Source organism: Heliomarina sp. (assembly GCF_052826185.1).
In genome coordinates this window covers 96,658-115,304 of sequence record NZ_JBRBUI010000027.1, presented here as the reverse complement: position 1 = coordinate 115,304, position 18,647 = coordinate 96,658, and the positions used below count along the sequence as shown (strand labels likewise).

Annotated in this window: 18 protein-coding genes; 7 read left to right on the top strand and 11 right to left on the bottom strand. The window is 58.2% G+C overall.

Features of this window, described 5'->3' with window-relative positions; translation table 11 throughout:
- The first annotated feature begins 302 nt into the window (after positions 1-302).
- The 4 genes from ACU0FH_RS09365 to dnaQ are packed head-to-tail and all read left to right on the top strand — an operon-like array spanning position 303 to position 3,001.
- Complete coding sequence (locus ACU0FH_RS09365) at positions 303-902, top strand: Maf family protein (RefSeq protein ID WP_446194365.1); 600 nt, start codon at positions 303-305, stop codon at positions 900-902.
- The gene (locus tag ACU0FH_RS09360) at positions 899-1,732 is read left to right on the top strand and encodes a shikimate dehydrogenase (RefSeq protein WP_446194364.1); all 834 of its coding nucleotides are present in this window, start codon (positions 899-901) and stop codon (positions 1,730-1,732) included. Before ACU0FH_RS09365 ends, ACU0FH_RS09360 begins: the two co-directional genes overlap by 4 nt.
- Entirely contained in the window at positions 1,729-2,322 is a 594-nt protein-coding gene (gene coaE, locus ACU0FH_RS09355; protein ID WP_446194363.1) for a dephospho-CoA kinase, read from the top strand. Before ACU0FH_RS09360 ends, coaE begins: the two co-directional genes overlap by 4 nt.
- A complete protein-coding gene (dnaQ, locus tag ACU0FH_RS09350; RefSeq protein WP_446194362.1) occupies positions 2,315-3,001 on the top strand; it encodes a DNA polymerase III subunit epsilon in 687 nt (228 codons plus the stop codon). Before coaE ends, dnaQ begins: the two co-directional genes overlap by 8 nt.
- A 4-nt stretch (positions 3,002-3,005) precedes the next feature.
- Here the strand turns inward: dnaQ and secB are convergent, their stop codons facing one another.
- Both secB and ACU0FH_RS09340 read right to left on the bottom strand, forming a co-directional pair.
- Positions 3,006-3,509 (bottom strand): protein-export chaperone SecB, encoded by a 504-nt coding sequence (secB, locus tag ACU0FH_RS09345; protein WP_446194361.1) that lies wholly within the window; start codon positions 3,507-3,509, stop codon positions 3,006-3,008.
- Positions 3,510-3,565: 56 nt separating this feature from the next.
- The gene (locus ACU0FH_RS09340; RefSeq protein WP_446194360.1) at positions 3,566-4,084 is read right to left on the bottom strand and encodes an FxsA family protein; all 519 of its coding nucleotides are present in this window, start codon (positions 4,082-4,084) and stop codon (positions 3,566-3,568) included.
- 104 nt (positions 4,085-4,188) lie between these two features.
- On the opposite strand from ACU0FH_RS09340, the gene ACU0FH_RS09335 reads away from it, so the two are divergent.
- The 3 genes from ACU0FH_RS09335 (at position 4,189) to ACU0FH_RS09325 (ending at position 6,442) form a co-directional block, all read left to right on the top strand.
- Positions 4,189-4,845, top strand: coding sequence for a Tim44/TimA family putative adaptor protein (locus ACU0FH_RS09335; protein WP_446194358.1), 657 nt, complete (start codon positions 4,189-4,191; stop codon positions 4,843-4,845).
- Positions 4,842-5,882 (top strand): murein transglycosylase A, encoded by a 1,041-nt coding sequence (gene mltA, locus ACU0FH_RS09330; protein ID WP_446194357.1) that lies wholly within the window; start codon positions 4,842-4,844, stop codon positions 5,880-5,882. The genes ACU0FH_RS09335 and mltA overlap by 4 nt, the downstream gene beginning before the upstream one ends.
- A 242-nt stretch (positions 5,883-6,124) precedes the next feature.
- Positions 6,125-6,442 carry a Smr/MutS family protein gene (locus tag ACU0FH_RS09325; RefSeq protein WP_446194356.1) on the top strand — a complete coding sequence of 106 codons (318 nt, stop codon included), beginning with the start codon at positions 6,125-6,127 and terminating at the stop codon, positions 6,440-6,442.
- On the opposite strand, the gene ACU0FH_RS09320 is transcribed toward ACU0FH_RS09325, so the two are convergent.
- The 9 genes from ACU0FH_RS09320 to tsaE all read right to left on the bottom strand — a co-directional run bounded on the left by ACU0FH_RS09320 (position 6,439) and on the right by tsaE (position 18,608).
- The gene (locus ACU0FH_RS09320; RefSeq protein ID WP_446194355.1) at positions 6,439-7,659 is read right to left on the bottom strand and encodes an MFS transporter; all 1,221 of its coding nucleotides are present in this window, start codon (positions 7,657-7,659) and stop codon (positions 6,439-6,441) included. The genes ACU0FH_RS09325 and ACU0FH_RS09320 overlap by 4 nt on opposite strands.
- A gap of 74 nt (positions 7,660-7,733) precedes the next feature.
- Entirely contained in the window at positions 7,734-9,041 is a 1,308-nt protein-coding gene (hslU, locus tag ACU0FH_RS09315; protein WP_446194354.1) for an ATP-dependent protease ATPase subunit HslU, read from the bottom strand.
- Positions 9,042-9,100: 59 nt separating this feature from the next.
- Entirely contained in the window at positions 9,101-9,658 is a 558-nt protein-coding gene (gene hslV, locus ACU0FH_RS09310) for an ATP-dependent protease subunit HslV (RefSeq protein WP_446194353.1), read from the bottom strand.
- A gap of 127 nt (positions 9,659-9,785) precedes the next feature.
- Complete coding sequence (gene trxA / locus ACU0FH_RS09305) at positions 9,786-10,106, bottom strand: thioredoxin (protein WP_088631750.1); 321 nt, start codon at positions 10,104-10,106, stop codon at positions 9,786-9,788.
- 37 nt (positions 10,107-10,143) lie between these two features.
- Entirely contained in the window at positions 10,144-13,524 is a 3,381-nt protein-coding gene (addA, locus tag ACU0FH_RS09300; RefSeq protein ID WP_446194352.1) for a double-strand break repair helicase AddA, read from the bottom strand.
- Positions 13,521-16,454, bottom strand: a complete 2,934-nt coding sequence (addB, locus tag ACU0FH_RS09295) for a double-strand break repair protein AddB (protein WP_446194351.1) — start codon at positions 16,452-16,454, stop codon at positions 13,521-13,523. The genes addA and addB overlap by 4 nt, the downstream gene beginning before the upstream one ends.
- Entirely contained in the window at positions 16,454-17,137 is a 684-nt protein-coding gene (locus ACU0FH_RS09290) for a nucleotidyltransferase family protein (protein ID WP_446194350.1), read from the bottom strand. The genes addB and ACU0FH_RS09290 overlap by 1 nt, the downstream gene beginning before the upstream one ends.
- Positions 17,137-18,141, bottom strand: a complete 1,005-nt coding sequence (locus ACU0FH_RS09285; protein WP_446194349.1) for an aminoglycoside phosphotransferase family protein — start codon at positions 18,139-18,141, stop codon at positions 17,137-17,139. The genes ACU0FH_RS09290 and ACU0FH_RS09285 overlap by 1 nt, the downstream gene beginning before the upstream one ends.
- A complete protein-coding gene (gene tsaE / locus ACU0FH_RS09280) occupies positions 18,138-18,608 on the bottom strand; it encodes a tRNA (adenosine(37)-N6)-threonylcarbamoyltransferase complex ATPase subunit type 1 TsaE (RefSeq protein WP_446194348.1) in 471 nt (156 codons plus the stop codon). The genes ACU0FH_RS09285 and tsaE overlap by 4 nt, the downstream gene beginning before the upstream one ends.
- Positions 18,609-18,647: the final 39 nt, after the last annotated feature.

The window sequence follows — 18,647 nt, the reverse complement described above, 5'->3', positions numbered from 1 at the left end:
CCATGGGTTATCCCACGGGGGATCAAAGTTTATCCGAGTCTTACACAAACCGCCAAAATGAAAATTTTACTATGTAAAACATCGCCTTAGACTGAAAATTGTGTCGCGGTAAATGTGGATAAAAACTGTATTGGATTCGGACGGATGGTTTCGTCCACGTTTAGATTTTATCCCCCTCCACCCTGTAAGACTCGGGGTGAGAGACTTGGGGAAAATGGATGAAAACGCCCGGGTTGCGAAATTCGCCGAGAAACATAAAAACGGTCCCGACTGAAACAAGATTTCTCCAGCAGGTTATGCACATGTCTGTCCCCATCGTTCTGGCTTCGGGATCAAAAATCCGCTCAGAACTGCTGCAGAATGCACGGGTCCCATTTGAAGTCATGGTGGCCCGGATCGATGAAGAATCGGTAAAAATGGCGCTGCAGGCGGAGCAGGCCAAACCGCGAGACATTGCCGATGCTCTCGCAGAACTGAAGGCAAGGAAGATCAGTGGTAAAATGTCTGGCCGTGTTGTGCTGGGCTGCGATCAGGTGCTGGATCTGGACGGAAGGATCCTGTCCAAACCTGAAACCCCAGAGCAGGCATATAGCCAGATCGAATCCCTAAGCGGTAAAAGGCATAGCCTTCTTTCTGCAGCCGTAATCGTTGAAGATGGCAAACCGATCTGGCGGCATGTGGGACAGGTCCGGCTTTTCATGCGCGAGCTTTCACCGGATTATATGACAAGTTATGTCGAACGAAACTGGGAAAGCATTCGGTTTTCCGTAGGGTCCTATAAGCTGGAAGAAGAAGGTGTTAGGCTGTTCAGGTCGATTGAGGGCGATTACTTCAATGTGCTTGGGTTGCCGTTGCTGGAACTCCTGAATTTTCTGACAGTGAGGGGAATGTTGGAAACATGACGCAGGAAAAGATACCGCTGGCGGGCGTGATCGGGTCGCCGATTGCCCATTCGCGTTCTCCGCTGCTCCACCACCACTGGCTCAGGGCGCTTGGTATCAAGGGTCACTATATCCCTATGGATGTGGCGCAAGCAGATCTGGAAACTGTGGTACGCACCCTGCCGAAGATGGGGTTTGTCGGGGTGAACATTACCCTGCCTCACAAGGAAACGGTGATGCGCATCGCCGACCAGATCACCGACAGGGCCACGGTAATAGGTGCCGCCAACACTCTCATCTTCCGCAAGGATGGCATCATCCACGCAGATAACACCGATGGCTATGGGTTCATCGAAAACCTGAAGCATGGCGCACCTGATTGGGCGCCTAGGGAAGCTCCAACGCTGGTTCTTGGCGCTGGTGGCGCAGCGCGTGCCATTGTTGCGGCTTTGGCCGATGCAGGCGTTCCGGAAATCATTCTTGCCAACCGAACCCGCGTCCGTGCCGAAAAGCTGCGTGATGATTTCGGCCAGCGGATTAGGGTAGTCGATTGGGTTCAGGTCGGAAATTACATGGATGAGCCGAATTTGCTGGTGAATACAACTGTGCTTGGGATGACCGGCAAACCGGAGCTACGCATTTCCCTTGATAGGTTGAGCTCGGACACGGTCGTGACGGATATCGTTTATAATCCTCTGGAAACACCTTTGCTTCAGCAGGCGAAACAAATCGGCTGTACCACGGTCGACGGGCTCGGCATGTTGATTTACCAGGGTCTCCCGGGGTTTGAACGCTGGTTCGGCCAAAGACCGGTCATAGATGACACGACGAGGGCGGCCATTCTGGCATGAGTTTCCTACTTGGTCTGACTGGCTCCATCGGTATGGGCAAAACATCGACTGCCAAGCTGTTCCGGCAGTTGGGCTGCGATGTCTGGGACGCGGACGCGGCTGTTCACCGTTTATATGCGCGTGACGGCGCGGCCGTTGAACCGATGTCCCGCGTGTTTCCCGAGGCGATCACCGATGGTGCTGTCGACCGCGGACAGCTAAAGGCAATCATTGCAAAGGATGCGTCAGCCATCAAAGAGATCGAAAAAATCGTCCATCCGCTGGTTGCAAAAGACCGCGAAGCGTTCAAAAAATCAGCCACGTCCGATATTGTCGTATTCGATATTCCCCTGATTTTCGAAACCGGAGGGCAAAGCAAGCTGGACGCAGTTGCTTGTGTGTCCGTAGATGCGGAGATTCAGGAAAAACGGGTTCTGGAACGCGGCACAATGACGCGCGATCAGTTTCTGATGATCCGAGAAAAGCAAATGCCGGATGCGGAAAAGAGAAAGCTTGCAGATTACGTGATTGAAACGGACACGCCCGAACATGCCCTTGCGCAGGTTGAAGCCATCATAAACGACATCAGAAGCAAGGTGAGCCATGCGTGAAATCGTGCTCGATACCGAAACCACAGGATTTGACCCCGAAGGCGGCGACCGGATTGTCGAAATCGGCGGCGTCGAACTCTATAACCACGTGGCGACGGGCCGTACCTATCACCAGTACATCAATCCTGAACGCGACATGCCCGAAGACGCCTTCAAGGTTCACGGACTTGGCAATGAGTTCCTTGCGGATAAACCGAAGTTCGCCGAAATCGGTCAGGCATTTCTCGATTTTGTCGGCGATGCCAAGCTCATCATCCACAATGCGTCATTCGACATGAAGTTTCTGAATGCCGAGTTGAAGTGGATGAACCTGCCATTGTTGCCGCTCGATCAGGCCATTGATACGCTGGCCATCGCGCGCAAGAAGTTTCCCGGCTCGCCCGCCTCTCTCGACGCCCTTTGTCGCCGTTTCGGTATCAACAACGACGCCCGTACTCTGCACGGCGCTTTGCTCGACTCCGAAATCCTTGCCGAAGTTTATCTTGAACTGATTGGTGGCCGGCAGCCTGATTTTGCGCTCTCAACGGCACAATCCGTTTCTGCGACGCAGGTGTCTGAAAACTGGCGCCCGGTTCCACGCCCCGAGCCTCTCCCACCCCGGCTGACCGAGGCGGAAAAGGTTGCTCATAATGAATTCATCGCCCAACTGGGCGAAAACCCGCTTTGGTTACGCGGATAAGACCTTATGCGTCAGCGGCTGGCGTTGCGCCTTCGCCCTGAGCAGCCTGACGACGGGCCAGCTCGGAACGATAGATCTGAACGAAGTCGATATTTTCGAGGTTCAGCGGCGGGTAGCCACCGTCACGGGTCACATCACTGACGATGCGGCGCAAGAACGGGAAAAGCATACGGGGGCATTCGATCAGCAGGAACGGGTGAAGCTGTTCCTCCGGAACGCCCTGAATGCGGAATACGCCAACATAGTCGATTTCCAGCAGAAACAGCTGCTCGCCGCCGTCCTTGGCCTTGGATTCGATATTCAGCTTGATCATGACTTCGTACTGATTATCGGTCGGACGCTTTTTCGCATCCAGATTGACCTGAACGCTGATGTCCGGATTGACCTGACCCGTTGCACCTTTCTGGGCCATGACGTTTTCAAAGGACAGATCGCGGACGAACTGTCCAAGGATATTCATCTGTACTGCGGGTTGTTGCGCGGTATCGGCTGCACCGTTCTCGGCCATATTGCGAGCTCCTGAAACAAAACTTTGCCGCTGCTTACCAGCTTGAGACTCTTATCTCAATGCTGCTCCGAATGTCTGTCGCTGCCGTGCTCGACCCATCCCGAGTTACCTTTAGGCTTGTTGCTGGTCGGGGAAACCTCTTCGTATTCCCCGTCAATGACGTCGCCCCTGCCGGGATACTCGCGCTGGTGCGCGCTCCTGGTCTGCGATCCCATCTGAAACGTCTGAACATTTACGCGTTTTCTGAGAAAGCGGAAAACGGCGACCCGCACCGAAGGGACGAGCAGGGCAAATCCAACCGCGTCGGTGAAAAAGCCGGGGGTCAGTAGCAGCGCGCCCGAAAACAGGATCATCGCGCCATGCGCCAAGGGCTCAGTCGGGTCGTTCAGTTCTGAAAAAGAACGGCTCAGCTGCGCAAGCGCCATCCGTCCCTGGGTCTTGACCAGCCATGTACCCAGAATAGCTGTTATGATCACGATCCCAAGAGTTGGCCACAGCCCGATCAGACCGCCAATCTGAATAAACAGGGCGATTTCAATAATCGGAACCATCAAGAAGGCCAAAAACAGATACATAGGCTCGTTCCTTATTATGCTCGGCGGTGGACTTGGACCTAGCCAACCCCTACATAGGGCTTTGACCGCAGCTTACAAAGCCCGACGCCTGAAACGAGGTACAAATGAATTCGCCCCTGATCCAGCTTCTGGTCCTGGCCGGCATTGCCATATTCCTGATTTTGCGCCTCAAAAGCGTTCTCGGGACACGTGAGGGCTTTGAAAAACCTCCCGTAACCAACCAGTCGGCCAAATCGTCGCGGCCCGATTTCGAGGTAATCGAAGGTGGTCCTGACCACGACATTACCGATCATGTGGATCCCGACAGCGAAGCGGCCAAGGAGTTGGCGGCGATGAAACGGGTCGAACCGGGCTTTTCACTGACTGATTTCATTCAGGGCGCTCGTGGCGCTTATGAAATGATCGTGATGGGCTTCGAACGCGGCAACCTTGACGAAATCCAGCCTTATCTGGCCGAAGACGTGTTTGAAACCTTCGTCAGTGTCGTGTCCGACCGTGAAGACAAGGGTCTCAAGATCACCGCTGAATTCATCGGGATCCGCGAAACCCGTGTTCAGGAGGTCAACTTTGACCGCGCCACCAATCGGGCAGAAATCACCATGCGTTTTGTTGGCGAACTGACCTCGGTCGTGCGCGACGAGGGTGGCGATATCATCGAGGGCAGCGAAACCACCGCCAAGCGGCAGAAAGACAGTTGGACCTTTGCCCGCACCATGGGTGAAGACGATCCGAACTGGTTGCTGGTCGCCACGGACGCATGATTGCTGTCCTGCGCGCGATATGCATGGCGGTCACGATGATGGCCGCCACCGGCGCGCAGGCTGAGATCACCCATAAGATCGTTCCTTTTAAAGAACTTGATGGATGGTCTGCGGATAATCACAGGGATGCGTTCGCCGCTTTCCTGAACACCTGTACCGATCTGAAAGATCCGGACTGGCTGTCTATTTGCGCCGTCGCCCAAAGCAACACGGACGGCAATCCAAAATCGTTCTTCGAGCTCTTCTTTCGTCCTGTCCTGATCGAAGACGGCGGCAATTCGCTGTTTACCGGGTACTTCGAACCCGAACTAGAGGGGTCGCGTCACCCGACGCCACGGTTCCGGTATCCGCTCTACAAAATGCCGCCCGAAGCGAAAAACGCGAACCCTTGGTTGTCGCGGGAAGAGATTTTTTCGTCCGGCGTGCTCGACAATCGTGGGCTTGAGATTGCGTGGGTCGATGATCCCGTAGAACTCTTCTTTCTCCAGATTCAGGGGTCGGGCCGTATCCGCCTCCAGAACGGAGAATCCCTGCGCGTCGGATATGGCGGCGCCAATGGTCACCCATATCGGTCCATAGGCGTCGAATTGGTCCGTCGTGGTATCTATGATGCCCACCAAGTCAGCGCCCAGGTCATCAAGAACTGGGTGAAACGGAATCCCGAGGCTGGACGAGATCTGCTCTACCATAACCCGTCTTATGTTTTCTTTCGGGAGATCAGCAAGGTAGCCGCCCACCTCGGGCCGCTTGGCGCGATGAACAGATCGGTTACAGCCATGCGCAGCATCGCGGTTGATCCACAGTTCACGCCGCTCGGTGCGCCGGTATGGCTTGAAAAGGATGGGGAAAATCCGATCCGGCGCTTGATGGTGGCGCAAGACACCGGCTCAGCGATAAAGGGCGCCCAGCGCGCAGATGTTTTCTTTGGCACCGGCAATGCGGCCGGAGAAGCCGCCGGCAGACTCCGCGACCCAGGCCGCATGCTCGTTTTGCTTCCCATTCAACGCGCCTATGCGCTGGCTACGGATGGCGTCTAATGAAACGCCGTCGGCTCAGCCAGGAAGAAATCGAGCTATGGAACAAGGTGGTTTCAAAGGCTCAAAAAATGCATCCCGAGCAGACGGTTTTCAAATCCGCCGAAACGAAGCCTGTGGTGAAGAAAGCCCCATCGAACCAATCACCCTCGCGGCCTGCCCCACCGCGTCCCGCAACCCAGCCAAAACCACCTTCCCCGCCCCCACTCGCGCCGATGAACATGGACCGAAAGGCTTTCGGTCGCTTGAAACGGGGCAAACTGGTCCCCGAGGCACGGATCGACCTTCATGGCATGACGCTCGATCAGGCCCATCCGGCTCTTACCCGTTTTATTCTTGGCGCTCAGTCCTCTGGCAAGCGTCTTGTTCTGGTCATCACCGGCAAGGGCAAGATAGGAGAAGATAACTTTCTTGTTTCCCGGCAAAGAGGGGTTCTGAAACGACAGGTTCCCCACTGGCTCCAGATGTCACCCCTGTCTCAGGCAGTGCAACAGGTCAGCCCGGCGCATATCCGCCACGGCGGCGACGGCGCCCTGTACGTCTATCTGCGCAGGCAACGTTAAGTGCTGCTTAGCCTGGCTTTGTTTCTTCGGACGCCGATGTTCATGCACAATGTCGTAAGTAGGAAATAGGCCGATACGCCGAGGAATTGTGTCTCTAACCCGATACCCTGATCGATCATGACCCCTGTAATGCCGGGCCCAATAGCAGATCCAAGCACCATGACGGCAGCGGCCATTGCCTTGATCGATCCAATATTGGCCGTGCCGTAGAACTCTGCCCAGAAAGCATTTGGAACTGTCGTGTTCGCGCCTGTTGTCATCGCCATGAAGAACAGCCCGAGGAGTACGACGGGAAGACTTTCAGAAACACCGAAAACGGCAAATGCAGCCACCATCGGCAATTGAAAGAACGGAATGATACGGGCCGTCCCCAAACGGTCCAGCAGCCAGCCCGATATGATCATCGAGCCGACACCGAAGGCTGTGTAGAACGGAAAGAGAGCAACAAGCTCGACGTGGTCCCATCCATTGATCTCGGCGAAATGGACCTGATGAAAAAAGAACGCCGTATTGAAGGCGGACGGACCCAGCAAGGCCGGTACCATGAACCAGAACAGGGAATGCCTGAGCGCCTGATTGCGGGTCCAGTGACGTCCATCCATGCCGAGCGAGGATTCAGATTGAAGCATACTTTGCGGTGTTCGCTCATTCTGCAGGGCCGCCATCAGCACCGGGATCGACATCAGACAGATCAGGGCGGCGATGATCCAGAGATAATGCCAGTTCATCACGCTCATCAAGCTCACGAAGATCACCGGCAAACAGGCTTCGCCAATGGAAAACCCAAGCGAAGCGATGGAGAGCGCGCGGCCACGCCGAGCGAGGAACCAGCGGCTCATGGCGACGACGGCCAGATGGCTGGTCATGCCTTGCCCGAAAAAACGCAGGCCGAAGATTACAATCGGCAGGCAAGCGGCAAACGGGTTGAATGCCATTAGCAGACAAGCCGAGGCAAGACCCGAGAGGATGAGCGGACCAAGAACGCGAACTCTGAACAGGTCCGTAAGCCCGCCTGCCCAGATCATCACAATCGCGGAAATCGACGTCCCGAGCGTATAGATCCCGCCCCACTGCCCATGGCTCAACCCGAATTCATCGCGGATTTCACCGGAGAAAATCGAGATGAAAAAGGTCTGCCCGAAGCTGGACAGGAAGGTCAGAAGCCCCCCTGCCCCGAGCCAGAGCAAATTTTGTCGAAAGAACGCCGAAAACACCATCCGGATGAAGTGACCGAGGTGCCGCTTTCAGGCAAGCGAATTCTTGGACAGGGGGATGCCCCCTGCCCCGTCCATTAAAGGACGTAGCGACTGATATCTGCGGAACGTGTAAGTTCGCCGAGGTTTTTCTCTACGAAATCAGCGTCGACCGTGATTTCCTCACCCGCCCTGTCGGGCGCGGTAAAGGACAGTTCCTCGAAGACCCGCTCCATCACCGTATAAAGCCGCCGGGCCCCGATGTTTTCGACTGACTTGTTCACGTCGGCTGCGATCTTGGCCAGCGCAGCGATGCCTTCCGGCGTAAAGGATACCTTTACGCTCTCGGTCCCCATGAGTGCGGTATATTGCAAGGTCAGTGCATTGTCGGTTTCCGTCAGGATCCGCACGAAATCTTCTTCGGTGAGTGCGCGCAGCTCGACCCGGATGGGCAGACGACCCTGAAGTTCCGGCAGCAGATCTGAAGGTTTCGCGATATGGAACGCCCCGGAGGCGATGAACAGGATATGATCGGTCTTGACCGGGCCGTACTTCGTGCTGACGGTCGTGCCCTCGATCAAGGGCAAGAGATCGCGTTGAACGCCCTCGCGGCTTACATCGCCGCCCCGTGCGTCGGAGCGCGCGCAGACCTTGTCGATTTCATCCAAAAAAACAATGCCGTTCTGTTCCACCGCCTCGACAGCCGCACGGTTGACGGTTTCATCGTCCAGCAGCTTGTCAGCTTCTTCACCGATCAGAACGTCGTAGCTCTCCGCCACGGTCATCCTGCGTTTCTGGGTACGTCCGCCAAGGGTCTTTCCAAAAAGATCGCCGATGTTCATCATGCCCATGTTCGCGCCGGGCTGGCCGGGAACGTCGAACATTGCCATTGGGTTCGAATTGTCCGCCACTTCCAGCTCGATTTCCGTATCGTCGAGCTCCCCGGCTTTCAGTTTCTTGCGGAACATCTCACGGGTGCCTTCACGCGCATCTTCGCCCGCAATCGCGGTGATCACGCGCTCTTCGGCAGATTTCTGGGCGTTGGCCTTGACGTCTTCGCGCATGTACTCGCGCGTCATGGCGATCGAACTGTCGATGAGATCGCGAATGATCTGCTCCACGTCCCGTCCGACATATCCGACTTCGGTGAATTTCGTCGCTTCGACCTTGATAAAAGGTGCGCGGGCAAGCTTGGCCAGACGGCGGCTGATTTCGGTCTTGCCGACGCCGGTGGGCCCGATCATCAGGATATTCTTCGGATAAACCTCATCGCGGAGATCATCCGAAAGCAATTTGCGGCGCCACCGGTTGCGCAGCGCCACGGCGACTGCGCGCTTGGCGTCCTTCTGGCCAATGATGTAGCGATCCAACTCGCTGACGATTTCCCGGGGAGTGAGGTCTGTCATCTCTTTTCCTTCTTCACCCAAATTTCTGAAAGAAATTTGCCAAGAAAATTCCAATTTTCTTACTTGGTGATTTTTTCAACGGTCAGGTTGCCATTCGTATAGACACATATGTCGGCAGCGATCTTCATCGCATCTCGCGCGATCTGCTCGGCGTCGCGGTCGCTGTCCATCATGCCGCGGGCCGCGGCCAGCGCATAGTTTCCGCCGGACCCGATTGCAGTCACGTCATGCTCGGGTTCCAGAACATCACCTGCACCCGTGATGACAAAGATATCCGCCCCGTCCGAGACGATCAGCATAGCTTCGAGTTTTTGCAGATACTTGTCCGTGCGCCAATCCTTGGCCAGTTCCACGCTTGCCCGCGCAAGTTGGCCCGGCAGACCTTCAAGCTTGGCTTCGAGGCGCTCCAGCAGCGCAAAAGCATCGGCTGTCGATCCGGCGAACCCGGCAACAATATCATACCCTCCGGGCGAAAGACGGCGCACCTTGCGGGCTGTCCCCTTGATCACTGTCTGACCAAGCGAAACCTGACCATCACCGGCAATGACAACCTCGCCGCCCTTTTTCACGCCGATGATCGTCGTGCCGTGCCAACCGGGGAAATCTTCTTTGCTCATACTGCCTCCTGGTTCATGCGCCCTATATGTAACCCGCGTCCATGAGTGACAAGGGGCTCGAATTTTCCCAGTAAAAACAAAGGCGCCCCCAAGGGAGCGCCTCTGGATCGCGATTATGTCGCTGCGATCAAAGCGCGTCGTCGATCCAGCTTTGAAGCGCGGCTTTGGGCGCGGCGCCGGCGCGGTTGGATACGACTTCGCCATTCTTAAAGATGAACAGGGCCGGAATACCTCGCACACCCATGGCGGCGGCAGAATTCGGGTTGCTGTCTACGTCGACCTTGGCAACCTTGATCCGATCACCGTATTCTTCGGACAGTTCTTCAAGCGCGGGCCCGATCTGTTTGCACGGACCGCACCACTCGGCCCAGAAATCCACCACAACGGGGACATCGGAATTTTTCACTTCGGCGTCAAACGTGGCGTCTGTTACGGCGACGGTGGACATGGGGATACTCCTAAAGAGATGCGTCAGGTTAGGGAACCTATGAACGGCTGGCGCCAAGGTCAAGCTCCGGGGTGCGCGCAAGCGCATCGGTCACGAGATCGTGGAAAAGTTCCATCAGCGCCCCTTTTCGCGTCCAGAGGATCGCGACACGGCAGTTTCGGTCGGGGTAGATCTGTTTCAACGCACACAGATACGCGCCCATCTGGCGCAGCAATCCCTCAGGGCAGAGTTCCGGCGTGGCGGGAACAGTCGCGTTTGTCTTGAAATCCACCGCCAGCACATCCGTTTCCGTCACTACCAGCCGGTCAATGACACCGTGAATGCGACGCGATCCGATATTTGCGGTGATCGGCACCTCGGCAAGCGCATCCGGGCCAAGCAGGTAGGTCAAATCCGGGTTCGCCAAGACGGCCTGCGCTTCGCTCAGGATATCCGCGCGCTCTTCCGGGCTCAGGCCGGGGACAAGACGATCGGCGAAAAGCTCATGGTCTTCCGGCATCGCGGCAGGCAGGTGTTCAAGCAAGGTATGAATGCGTGTCCCGCGAAGCTTTGCGATCCCTTCAGTTTCTCCCTCTGCACCAGCAAGTGCCTTCGCCCCGCCAAGGTCGGACGGGCTCAGGGTCTCTGGTAATACTACAACATCTGGAATCTCCTTGGAAAACACGTCGGGAACGCGCTGCTTTTCGAATACGATCGTATCCGGACTGCGGATCGGCAAATCGGTCCATGCGTCATCCACAAGTTCCAGACCGTTGCCGCCCGGGAAATCGCGTTCGGTCGCCCCCGCGCTACGCATCGCGGCCTCGATGATCTGGTACCAGCTGTCGCCATTCTTGTCCAAATCCCCGGCAGAAGCGACGATAAGCCGTTTTTCCGCACGGGTCAGCGCCACATAAAGCAGGCGCTGTCTTTCGTTGATCTCCCCCTGCTTCGCGCTGTCGATGGAGGGCTGCAACACGCGCGGCAGCTCTGCAGCGGCGGGGCGCCAGACGGGCTGACCGTCAACAATCGAAAGATCTCCGCGCCCCCCGACCTGTCGCTTCGCCGTGTCGGGAAGGATGACGATAGGCGATTCCAGCCCTTTTGAGCCATGTACCGTCATTACCCGGATCATGTTACCGGCGTTGCCCATCTGGCGTTTGATCTCGAGATCGTCGGTTTCCATCCATGCGAGGAACCCGGTGAGATTGGGTATCTCGACCCGCTCATAAGCCAGTGCCTGAGACAGCAGCGCATTGATCCCGTCCTCGGCCTCGGCCCCCAACCGCCCGAGCAGGGTTTGACGGCCGTCGTGGCGTGTTAAAATCCGTTCGATCAGATCGAAGGGACGCAGAAAATCTGCCTGATCGCGAAGATCGTAGAGAACCGACAATGTCTCAGGAAACTCCCCTGCCCGATCCCGCATGCTCTGCCAGAGAAAATTACTTTTCCGGCGATGCGCGAGATCGAACAGCTGTTGTTCGCTCCACCCGAAGAGGGGCGATTTCAGTACTGTGGCAAGCGACAGATTGTCCTCGGGTGTCGCGAGAAACCTTAGCAGCGCGCCAAGATCCTTGACGGCAAGCTCGGCCCCGACTTTCAGCCGGTCGGCCCCGGCAATGGGAAGCCCCGCAGATTTGCAGGCCCGGATGATCTCGGCGAAAAGATCCGACCGGCGTTGTACGAGGATCAGGAAGTCGCCTGCTTTCACCGGCCGTCGATGCAGCCCTTCTGCATCCTCGTCCGGAATCGTCTCGCCGGTGTCGATTTGCCTTTTGATTTCGGCGGCGATCTGTTCGGCTAAAATGACCGTGTGATGACGCGGGCTTGGCCGGTCCAGCGGGTCGGTCCATGGCTGATCCTCGTCATCAGAGACCTTTTCGACGCAGGGCCAGAGATCGACACGTCCGGGCAGATCGGATTTGAACGCCCGGTGCTTGGAATCCGGGGAAAACCCCGCCTCGCCCCGCCCGTCAAAAACCAGATCGACAAGTCTAAGAATGGTCTCGGCCGAACGGAACGAGAATTCCAGTTCAAGATCGAAAAGCCGCGAGCCCTTGGCCTCTAGCCGCGCGCCGAACTCTGCCTGCATGCGGTCAAAGGCATCCGGATCGGCGCCCTGAAAGGAATAGATGGACTGCTTTTTGTCACCGACCACGAAAATGGTGCGCTCGACATCCTCGCGCGCACCGATACCGCTGGTGAATTCCTGCGCCAGCTTTTCCACCACGTCCCATTGTTCCGGGCTGGTATCCTGTGCCTCATCCACAAGGATGTGGTCGATACCACCATCAAGCCTGTAAAGAACCCAGGCCGCGACGGCAGGATCGTTCAGCAATTGGCGTGCCTTAAGGATCAGATCGTCGAAATCCAGCCAGCCCCTCACCTGTTTGCGCCGCTCGTATTCAGGCAGGAAAGCCGCGGCGAAACGATGCAGCGCGAGCGACTTTTCGACAGTGGCAAGACCCAGCCGTGCTGTGCGGGTATCTTCCACCCGGCGCATGAAATCCTCGACCTCATCCATCAGTGCAGGGTTGTCTTTCCGCACCGGTGCAGTCGGAAAGGAACCGATTTTGGCGGCGAAAGGCTCCTTAGCTTTTGCACCCATTAGGAATACGTTCTCGAGAATTGGCAGCGCGTTCAAATCCAAATCTCGGATTTGAGAGAGCTTAGCTGAATTTCCTAAGTCTCTGTCGCCGCCACCTGCTTGCAGCGCTGTGATCAAGCGCGCCAGCAAGGCCTTTTCATCACCAAGAAACACGCGCTTGAGAATGGTACTTTCGTCAAGGTCTTCGGGCAAACCGAACAGTCGCATAATCGCGCCCCGGTCCGGTTGCCCCGAAAATGCGGCGCGCTTGCCCAGCACCATCGCGGTCAGCCCGTCGAAACCGTTGTCGCTGATGTATTTCGCGACCCCGTCCAAAAGCGTGGCCTTGTCTCCGTTTGCGAAATCCTCGACGATTTCCTGCTGCAAGAGCCGCGCCGCGCGGTCTTCGACCTCGGTGAATTGTGGGCTGACGCCAGCCTCGAGCGGGAAGCGACGCAGAAGCGATGAACAGAAGGAGTGGATCGTCTGGATCTTGAGTCCGCCCGGCGCTTCGATTGCCCGTGCGAACAGGGTGCGCGCATGGCGCATCCGCTCCGTGGTGATCACTCCGTCGACGCCCAGAACCGTAAGAGCGGAAGCCAGTCGGGTGTCGTCCAGCATCGCCCATTCACCCAGCCGCTTGAACAGGCGGTTCTGCATCTCGCTGGCGGCGGCCTTGGTATAGGTCAGGCAAAGAATGTTCTGCGGCTGAACCCCCGCCATCAAGAGCCGCGCCACGCGGTCCGTCAGAACGCGGGTCTTGCCCGAACCCGCATTCGCGGCAAGCCATGTGGAGGCATCGGGCCGCGCCGCTTGAACCTGACGTTCGGTCGCTTCATCGCGCGGGGTCATGTAAGATCCTCGGGATAGGAAGGGGCGCTGCGGTCCCATTCGCCAAACCGCGCCAGTTGGTCGTAATCTCCGGCATCCGTATCTTTTTGCAGTGCCCGTCGCGAGGTAAACCCCTGATCCAGCTCGAAATAGGCGCCGATCAATTCACGCAGTTCGGCCAGAACTTTTTCTGGCGGCTCCTCGACAAGGGGTGCCTCGACCTCGTTATACTTGCTGCCGAGGCCGATAAAGGTCGCCGCGATCACCTTGCCCATCGGCACGTTGTCAAAGGCACCCTGCTCGGCCATCGCGGCTTCGATCAGAAGTTGCTTGTCGAACTTGGCCTGAACCGACGCGCTGGGCGGCGTGCCTGTCTTGTAGTCGTAGATGATCAGTTCACCCGCTTCGTTTTGGTCGATCCTGTCCGCCTGTCCGGTCAGTCGGAAATCGAGCGGTGCAAGGGAAATGCCGCCGCTGACCTCGAACTTCAAAGGTATCGCCCGCGACTGGCGCTGAATCTCGCTTTCGACGAATGGCTCGGCCACTTTTTTCATTCTGGCCTGCCACAGGCGTTTGGCGACGGGCCACGACACTTTTTCTTCGAGGATCGCACTGCATTTTTCCAAGAAGGCATTGAGGCTGAGCTTGGAGGGGTCGTCCCGTGTTTCCTTGACGAAATGCTCGAGAATCTCGTGCACGACGATGCCGCGCAGCAGTGCATCCGGTTCGCGTACCAGCGGATCCAACGGCCGCAGTCGCAGGACATGCTTGGCATAGACCGCGTATGGGTCCCGGATCAGCCGCTTGATTTCCGTCACTGACAGCTTGCGGGGACGCGCGGCGACCGGCGGCCGCGGAGAGGGCCGTTTGGCGGGTTCAATTGGTTCCGCCTCTTCCATCGCTTCGGCCCAGTCGACCCATTTGCGGCCTCTGTTTCGCATAGCTTCGAGCGCCGGGCGGCCTTGTTCCGGCAAACCCTGCAACAGGTTAGTGATTCGGTTCAGCCACCGCGAGGGGATCGTTTCGGAATCCTCGGATCGTTCCGACCGCGTCAGCCAGACTTCGGGCGCCGCCACGGCAAGCTGGAAATCATGGGCAGAAAGCCCGATCCGCCGTTCGGGCAGCAATAATCCGGCCTGATGCCTGAGCTTGCGGTTCAGCCAGGGGTCGGGGGACGGTGCTTCGGGCCATGTCCCTTCGTTCAGACCGCCAAGAATGAGCAGATCCGCTCCCTGCACCCGCGCCTCGAGCGTTCCCCAGATAAGCACCTGTGGATGCGGGGCGTCCCGGTCGCGAACCTCTTCGCCGCTGAGAACCGCGCCCAGCAGGTCGGTGAATTCGCGGGCGGTCATCTCGCCCCCGTATTCCGCTTCGTCCCGCAGGGCGGCGATGACGGAGAGCGCCTTTTGGCCTGCGTTCTTCTCCCAAAGCCCGCCGCTACCCTCGGCCCGGCTGCCTGCGGCCAGTTTTTCCGCGAGAGTTACAAGTGTCTCGATCCATTCGCCAAGCGGCAGGGGATTTTCGACGCAGCGATCCGTGACCGTATCGACGAGCCAGTCGATCCAGTGTGGGGGGACATCGCCAGTTTCCCGTGTCTGGTAGGCGCCAAGGCTTTCCGCATCGGGAAACGGTGGCCCGTTTTTCCGCAGGAACAGTTCAAGATCCCGCGTCAGAAGCAGATGTTCCCCTCGTTCCGCGCCGCTGTGACAAAGCGGGTGCTTCAGCAGGGCCATCAGCTTTTCGTTGTTCAGCCGCTGCGTAAAAAGCTGCGCCACATGGCGCAGGAACCGGCCCGGCGGGGAGAGTTGCAAAGGCAGGCCCGCGCTGTCATCCGGCAGGATACGCCATTGATCGAGCGCCGCGCTGACCCGCCGGGTCAGCATCCGGTCGGGCGTGATCAATGCCGCCGTCTGACCATCCTCGACGGCTTGCCGCAATCGCATCGCGATGGCCAGCGCTTCGGCGCGGGGGCCGGGGGCCTCGACGAGCGTCAGGTTTCCCGTCGCGTGCGCTATGTCCTGAAGATGCGGGCCTTCCTCAAGCCAGGCGTGTGTGTACGGTGCCGGTCTTAGTGCAAGCGAAACCAGCCTGTTGCGCGCCTTTGACGGCGGTTCGCCCTCCGTCCAAGACTGGACATCCTCGTGGTTCAGTCCCAGCGTTTCCATCATCCGGTAGAAACGGAACTGCGGATGGTCTTCGGACACCAGCGCGTCGGCCATGTCGTCCCAGACCGATTGCGGTTGATCGAAATCGAAGCCCGGCAGGATCACCGCCCCCTGCGGCAGCCGGGCAACCGCGTCGATCAGCATCAGCGTGGTGCCGCGCGATCCGGTCGAACCGGCAAGGATCACCGGGTGCGATGGCGGGTTTACGGCCCATTCCTTTACAAGCGCTTCGACCTGCGCCCGCTGCTGTGCCTGCGGGTCGATCCTGTCCTCACCCTCGCCCAGATAACTATCAACGATTCCAATGAATTGCTGCGCCCGCGCCCAATGTCCGGACATGTCCGAAACGTCCAGATCGCGGATCGTCTGGGTGCTGACACCTTCGCCCTGCATCTCATCCATGAGCGCGGCGAGGCTATCGGCGAGATGGTAGAGAGACGACTGCGCGGCAAGATCCGGCTGGGCCTTGAGCAGCACGGAAATGAGCTGCGCCAGTTCGAGACGACGGCGCAAAACAGGGGTCACAAGCCGTACAGCATCTGTACACCCCCTGTACACCGTATCGGTGACAAGAGACAGCCGGGGCAAGAGCCGGGCGGGTCCCGTATCGTAAATATCCCGGATGCGGCGTTCCATGCGGCGGGTGTTCACGATCAATTGGACGCGGGCCAGCGCTTCGGGCGATTGGCCGGCGAGACGGGCATCCAGCCCCTTGATCAGCTCGGCCGGGAAATCGACGCCGGGGGGCAAGGCAAAGAGTCGGGGTTTGTCACTGGGTTCGAACATCATGCATTCTTTAGCAACTGTTCAGCGAGCCCGATACCTTGAGGATGGCCGACGTCGCACCACCGGCCAGGATAGGCACATCCAAAGATCCGTCTGGACTGGTTTAGGTCATCCCAGACGCGGTTCAGGGAGAAGACCTTTTGATCCATGTGCTTAAGCGCGCCGGTTTTGAGGATCTGAACGCCGCCATAAACATAGTTTCCCTGGCGCGAGAGCCTGCCATCGGGGTCGAGCGAGAAATCACCGCCGCCCACGCGACCGACGGTGTTTCCGACCGGCACACAGATCAGCAGCGCGTCCATGCGATTGGGATCCCAGGCCTTGGCAAGGCAGGACAGCGGGTTGGGACCGGCCCAGATCGCATCCGTGTTCATGGTAAAGACAGGATCGGCCGCCAGCAGGGGCAGGGCGGCTTTCAACCCGCCGCCGGTATCGAGGATATCCGGCTGTTCGTCCGAGATGAGGATATCGCGACCGGCGAGGTAATCGGCCAGCATTGGAGCCTTGTAATGGGTGTTGACCACTTTGCGCAGCAGGCCGAAATTATCCACGATTTCAAGCGTGTGGTCGATCAGCGGCTTGTTCAGAACCTCGACCAGAGGCTTGGGCCGGTCGGCAGTCAATTTGCCCATACGCGTGCCAAACCCGGCGGCGAAGAGCATGATGGCTTTCGGCGCGTTCATTACTCGGCCCGAAGAAGCGCGAGGTTTTCGGGCGTCGGCCTGGGCAGGCTGGTCAGCAGAAGATCCGCGACCGGGGCCAGCGCCGGGTGTTCGAGATCGCGGGTGAGAACCTCCCAGACTTTCGGGATCATCTCGACATAGCGGGGTTTGCCATAGGTCGTTCCGAGCCGTGCGAATACACCGAGAATCCGCAGGTTGCGCTGGGCGCCGAGCACCGCGTAGGCCTTGCGGAAAGCGTGATCCTGCACGCCGGTTTCGTCGATGTAATGGGCGATCATCTTCGCCTCGACCCCGGGGGAGACATCGCGGCGAATGTCCTGAAGCAGGGAGACGAGATCATAGGCCGGGTGGCCCGACATGGCGTCCTGAAAATCCAGCAGGCCGACACGCGCGACGCCGGTTCTGTCAGGTAGCCAGAGCAGGTTATCTGCGTGGTAGTCGCGCTGAATGAGGACGGGATTTTCGGGTTCGATATCGCGCAGGATCGTATTGAACTGCCCCGCGAAACGCTCGGCCACCTGCGGATCGGGCGCGCCATTTATGCGGTCGGCATATTCAGAAAACGCCAGACCGGCCAGATCTGTCATCAGCGCCGCGTCGTAGGCGTCAAGCGCGGGGAGCGGCGCCTTGTGCAGTTCGATCAGCACATCGACCGCCGCGCTGTAGAGTTCCTCTTCGAGCGTGGGGTCATTAGCAATGACACGGGAATAGAGACCGTCGCCCAGATCCTCGAGGATGAGAAATCCGTTTTCCTCGTCCGCGGCGATGATTTCGGGCGCGCTCAGTCCGGTTTCTTTCAGGTGCCGGGCTATTTTTACGAAGGGTCGGATGTCTTCGCCTTTTTCCGGCGGCGCGTCCATGAAAACAGCGGTTCCGCCGGTCTCCGTTTTGGTCAGCCGATCATACCTGCGGTTCGACGCATCACCGGCCAAAAGGCTGCGGTCGGCATTCTTCCAATCGGTCCCGGCGATGAATGCTTTTGCGAGATCGGCGCGGTCGGTCATGTGAGCATTTCCAGTTTCTTTTCCCATTTCGGGTCGGTCCAGCTGAGGTTCAGTTGGCGGCTGTCTTCGTTTACCGTGTCGGGCAAGAGTTCAAGGGTCAGGGCATCGGGTGGAGTCAAATCGCCTAGGCGTTCAGGCCATTCGATCAGGCAGATGGCGTCGGTGAAGGCATCCGTCAGGCCAAGTTCCTCGATCTCGTCGGGGCCGGACAGCCGGTAGAGATCGGCGTGCCAGATCGTGCCAGTGGAGCCGTCGTAGATCTGAACGAGGGTAAAGGTGGGCGAGGGCACGTCTTCGGGCATGTCCTGAAGCGATTGTACCAGATGTCGGCAGATATGGGTTTTGCCCGCGCCGACGGGGCCATAAAACAGCACCGTATCGCCCGGCGCGAGCGTTTTGCCCAGCCGGGTGGCGAAGGCTGCGCTGTCTTCGGGCGAGGTCAGGGTGAAAGTGCGTTCAGCGGTCATGAGCCGCACAATGGCGAGCCAGACCGGCAGCCGCAAGCG

Coding starts and splice junctions, on each gene's coding strand:
- ACU0FH_RS09365 (WP_446194365.1), top strand. CDS start 303: ATGTCTGTCCCCATCGTTCTGGCTTCGGGATCAAAAATCCGCTCAGAA.
- hslU (WP_446194354.1), bottom strand. CDS start 9,041: ATGACAGACCTCACTCCCCGGGAAATCGTCAGCGAGTTGGATCGCTAC.
- ACU0FH_RS09285 (WP_446194349.1), bottom strand. CDS start 18,141: ATGACCGACCGCGCCGATCTCGCAAAAGCATTCATCGCCGGGACCGAT.
- secB (WP_446194361.1), bottom strand. CDS start 3,509: ATGGCCGAGAACGGTGCAGCCGATACCGCGCAACAACCCGCAGTACAG.
- addB (WP_446194351.1), bottom strand. CDS start 16,454: ATGTTCGAACCCAGTGACAAACCCCGACTCTTTGCCTTGCCCCCCGGC.
- addA (WP_446194352.1), bottom strand. CDS start 13,524: ATGACCCCGCGCGATGAAGCGACCGAACGTCAGGTTCAAGCGGCGCGG.
- ACU0FH_RS09335 (WP_446194358.1), top strand. CDS start 4,189: ATGAATTCGCCCCTGATCCAGCTTCTGGTCCTGGCCGGCATTGCCATA.
- dnaQ (WP_446194362.1), top strand. CDS start 2,315: ATGCGTGAAATCGTGCTCGATACCGAAACCACAGGATTTGACCCCGAA.
- hslV (WP_446194353.1), bottom strand. CDS start 9,658: ATGAGCAAAGAAGATTTCCCCGGTTGGCACGGCACGACGATCATCGGC.
- ACU0FH_RS09320 (WP_446194355.1), bottom strand. CDS start 7,659: ATGGTGTTTTCGGCGTTCTTTCGACAAAATTTGCTCTGGCTCGGGGCA.
- tsaE (WP_446194348.1), bottom strand. CDS start 18,608: ATGACCGCTGAACGCACTTTCACCCTGACCTCGCCCGAAGACAGCGCA.
- coaE (WP_446194363.1), top strand. CDS start 1,729: ATGAGTTTCCTACTTGGTCTGACTGGCTCCATCGGTATGGGCAAAACA.
- ACU0FH_RS09360 (WP_446194364.1), top strand. CDS start 899: ATGACGCAGGAAAAGATACCGCTGGCGGGCGTGATCGGGTCGCCGATT.
- mltA (WP_446194357.1), top strand. CDS start 4,842: ATGATTGCTGTCCTGCGCGCGATATGCATGGCGGTCACGATGATGGCC.
- ACU0FH_RS09340 (WP_446194360.1), bottom strand. CDS start 4,084: ATGTATCTGTTTTTGGCCTTCTTGATGGTTCCGATTATTGAAATCGCC.
- trxA (WP_088631750.1), bottom strand. CDS start 10,106: ATGTCCACCGTCGCCGTAACAGACGCCACGTTTGACGCCGAAGTGAAA.
- ACU0FH_RS09290 (WP_446194350.1), bottom strand. CDS start 17,137: ATGAACGCGCCGAAAGCCATCATGCTCTTCGCCGCCGGGTTTGGCACG.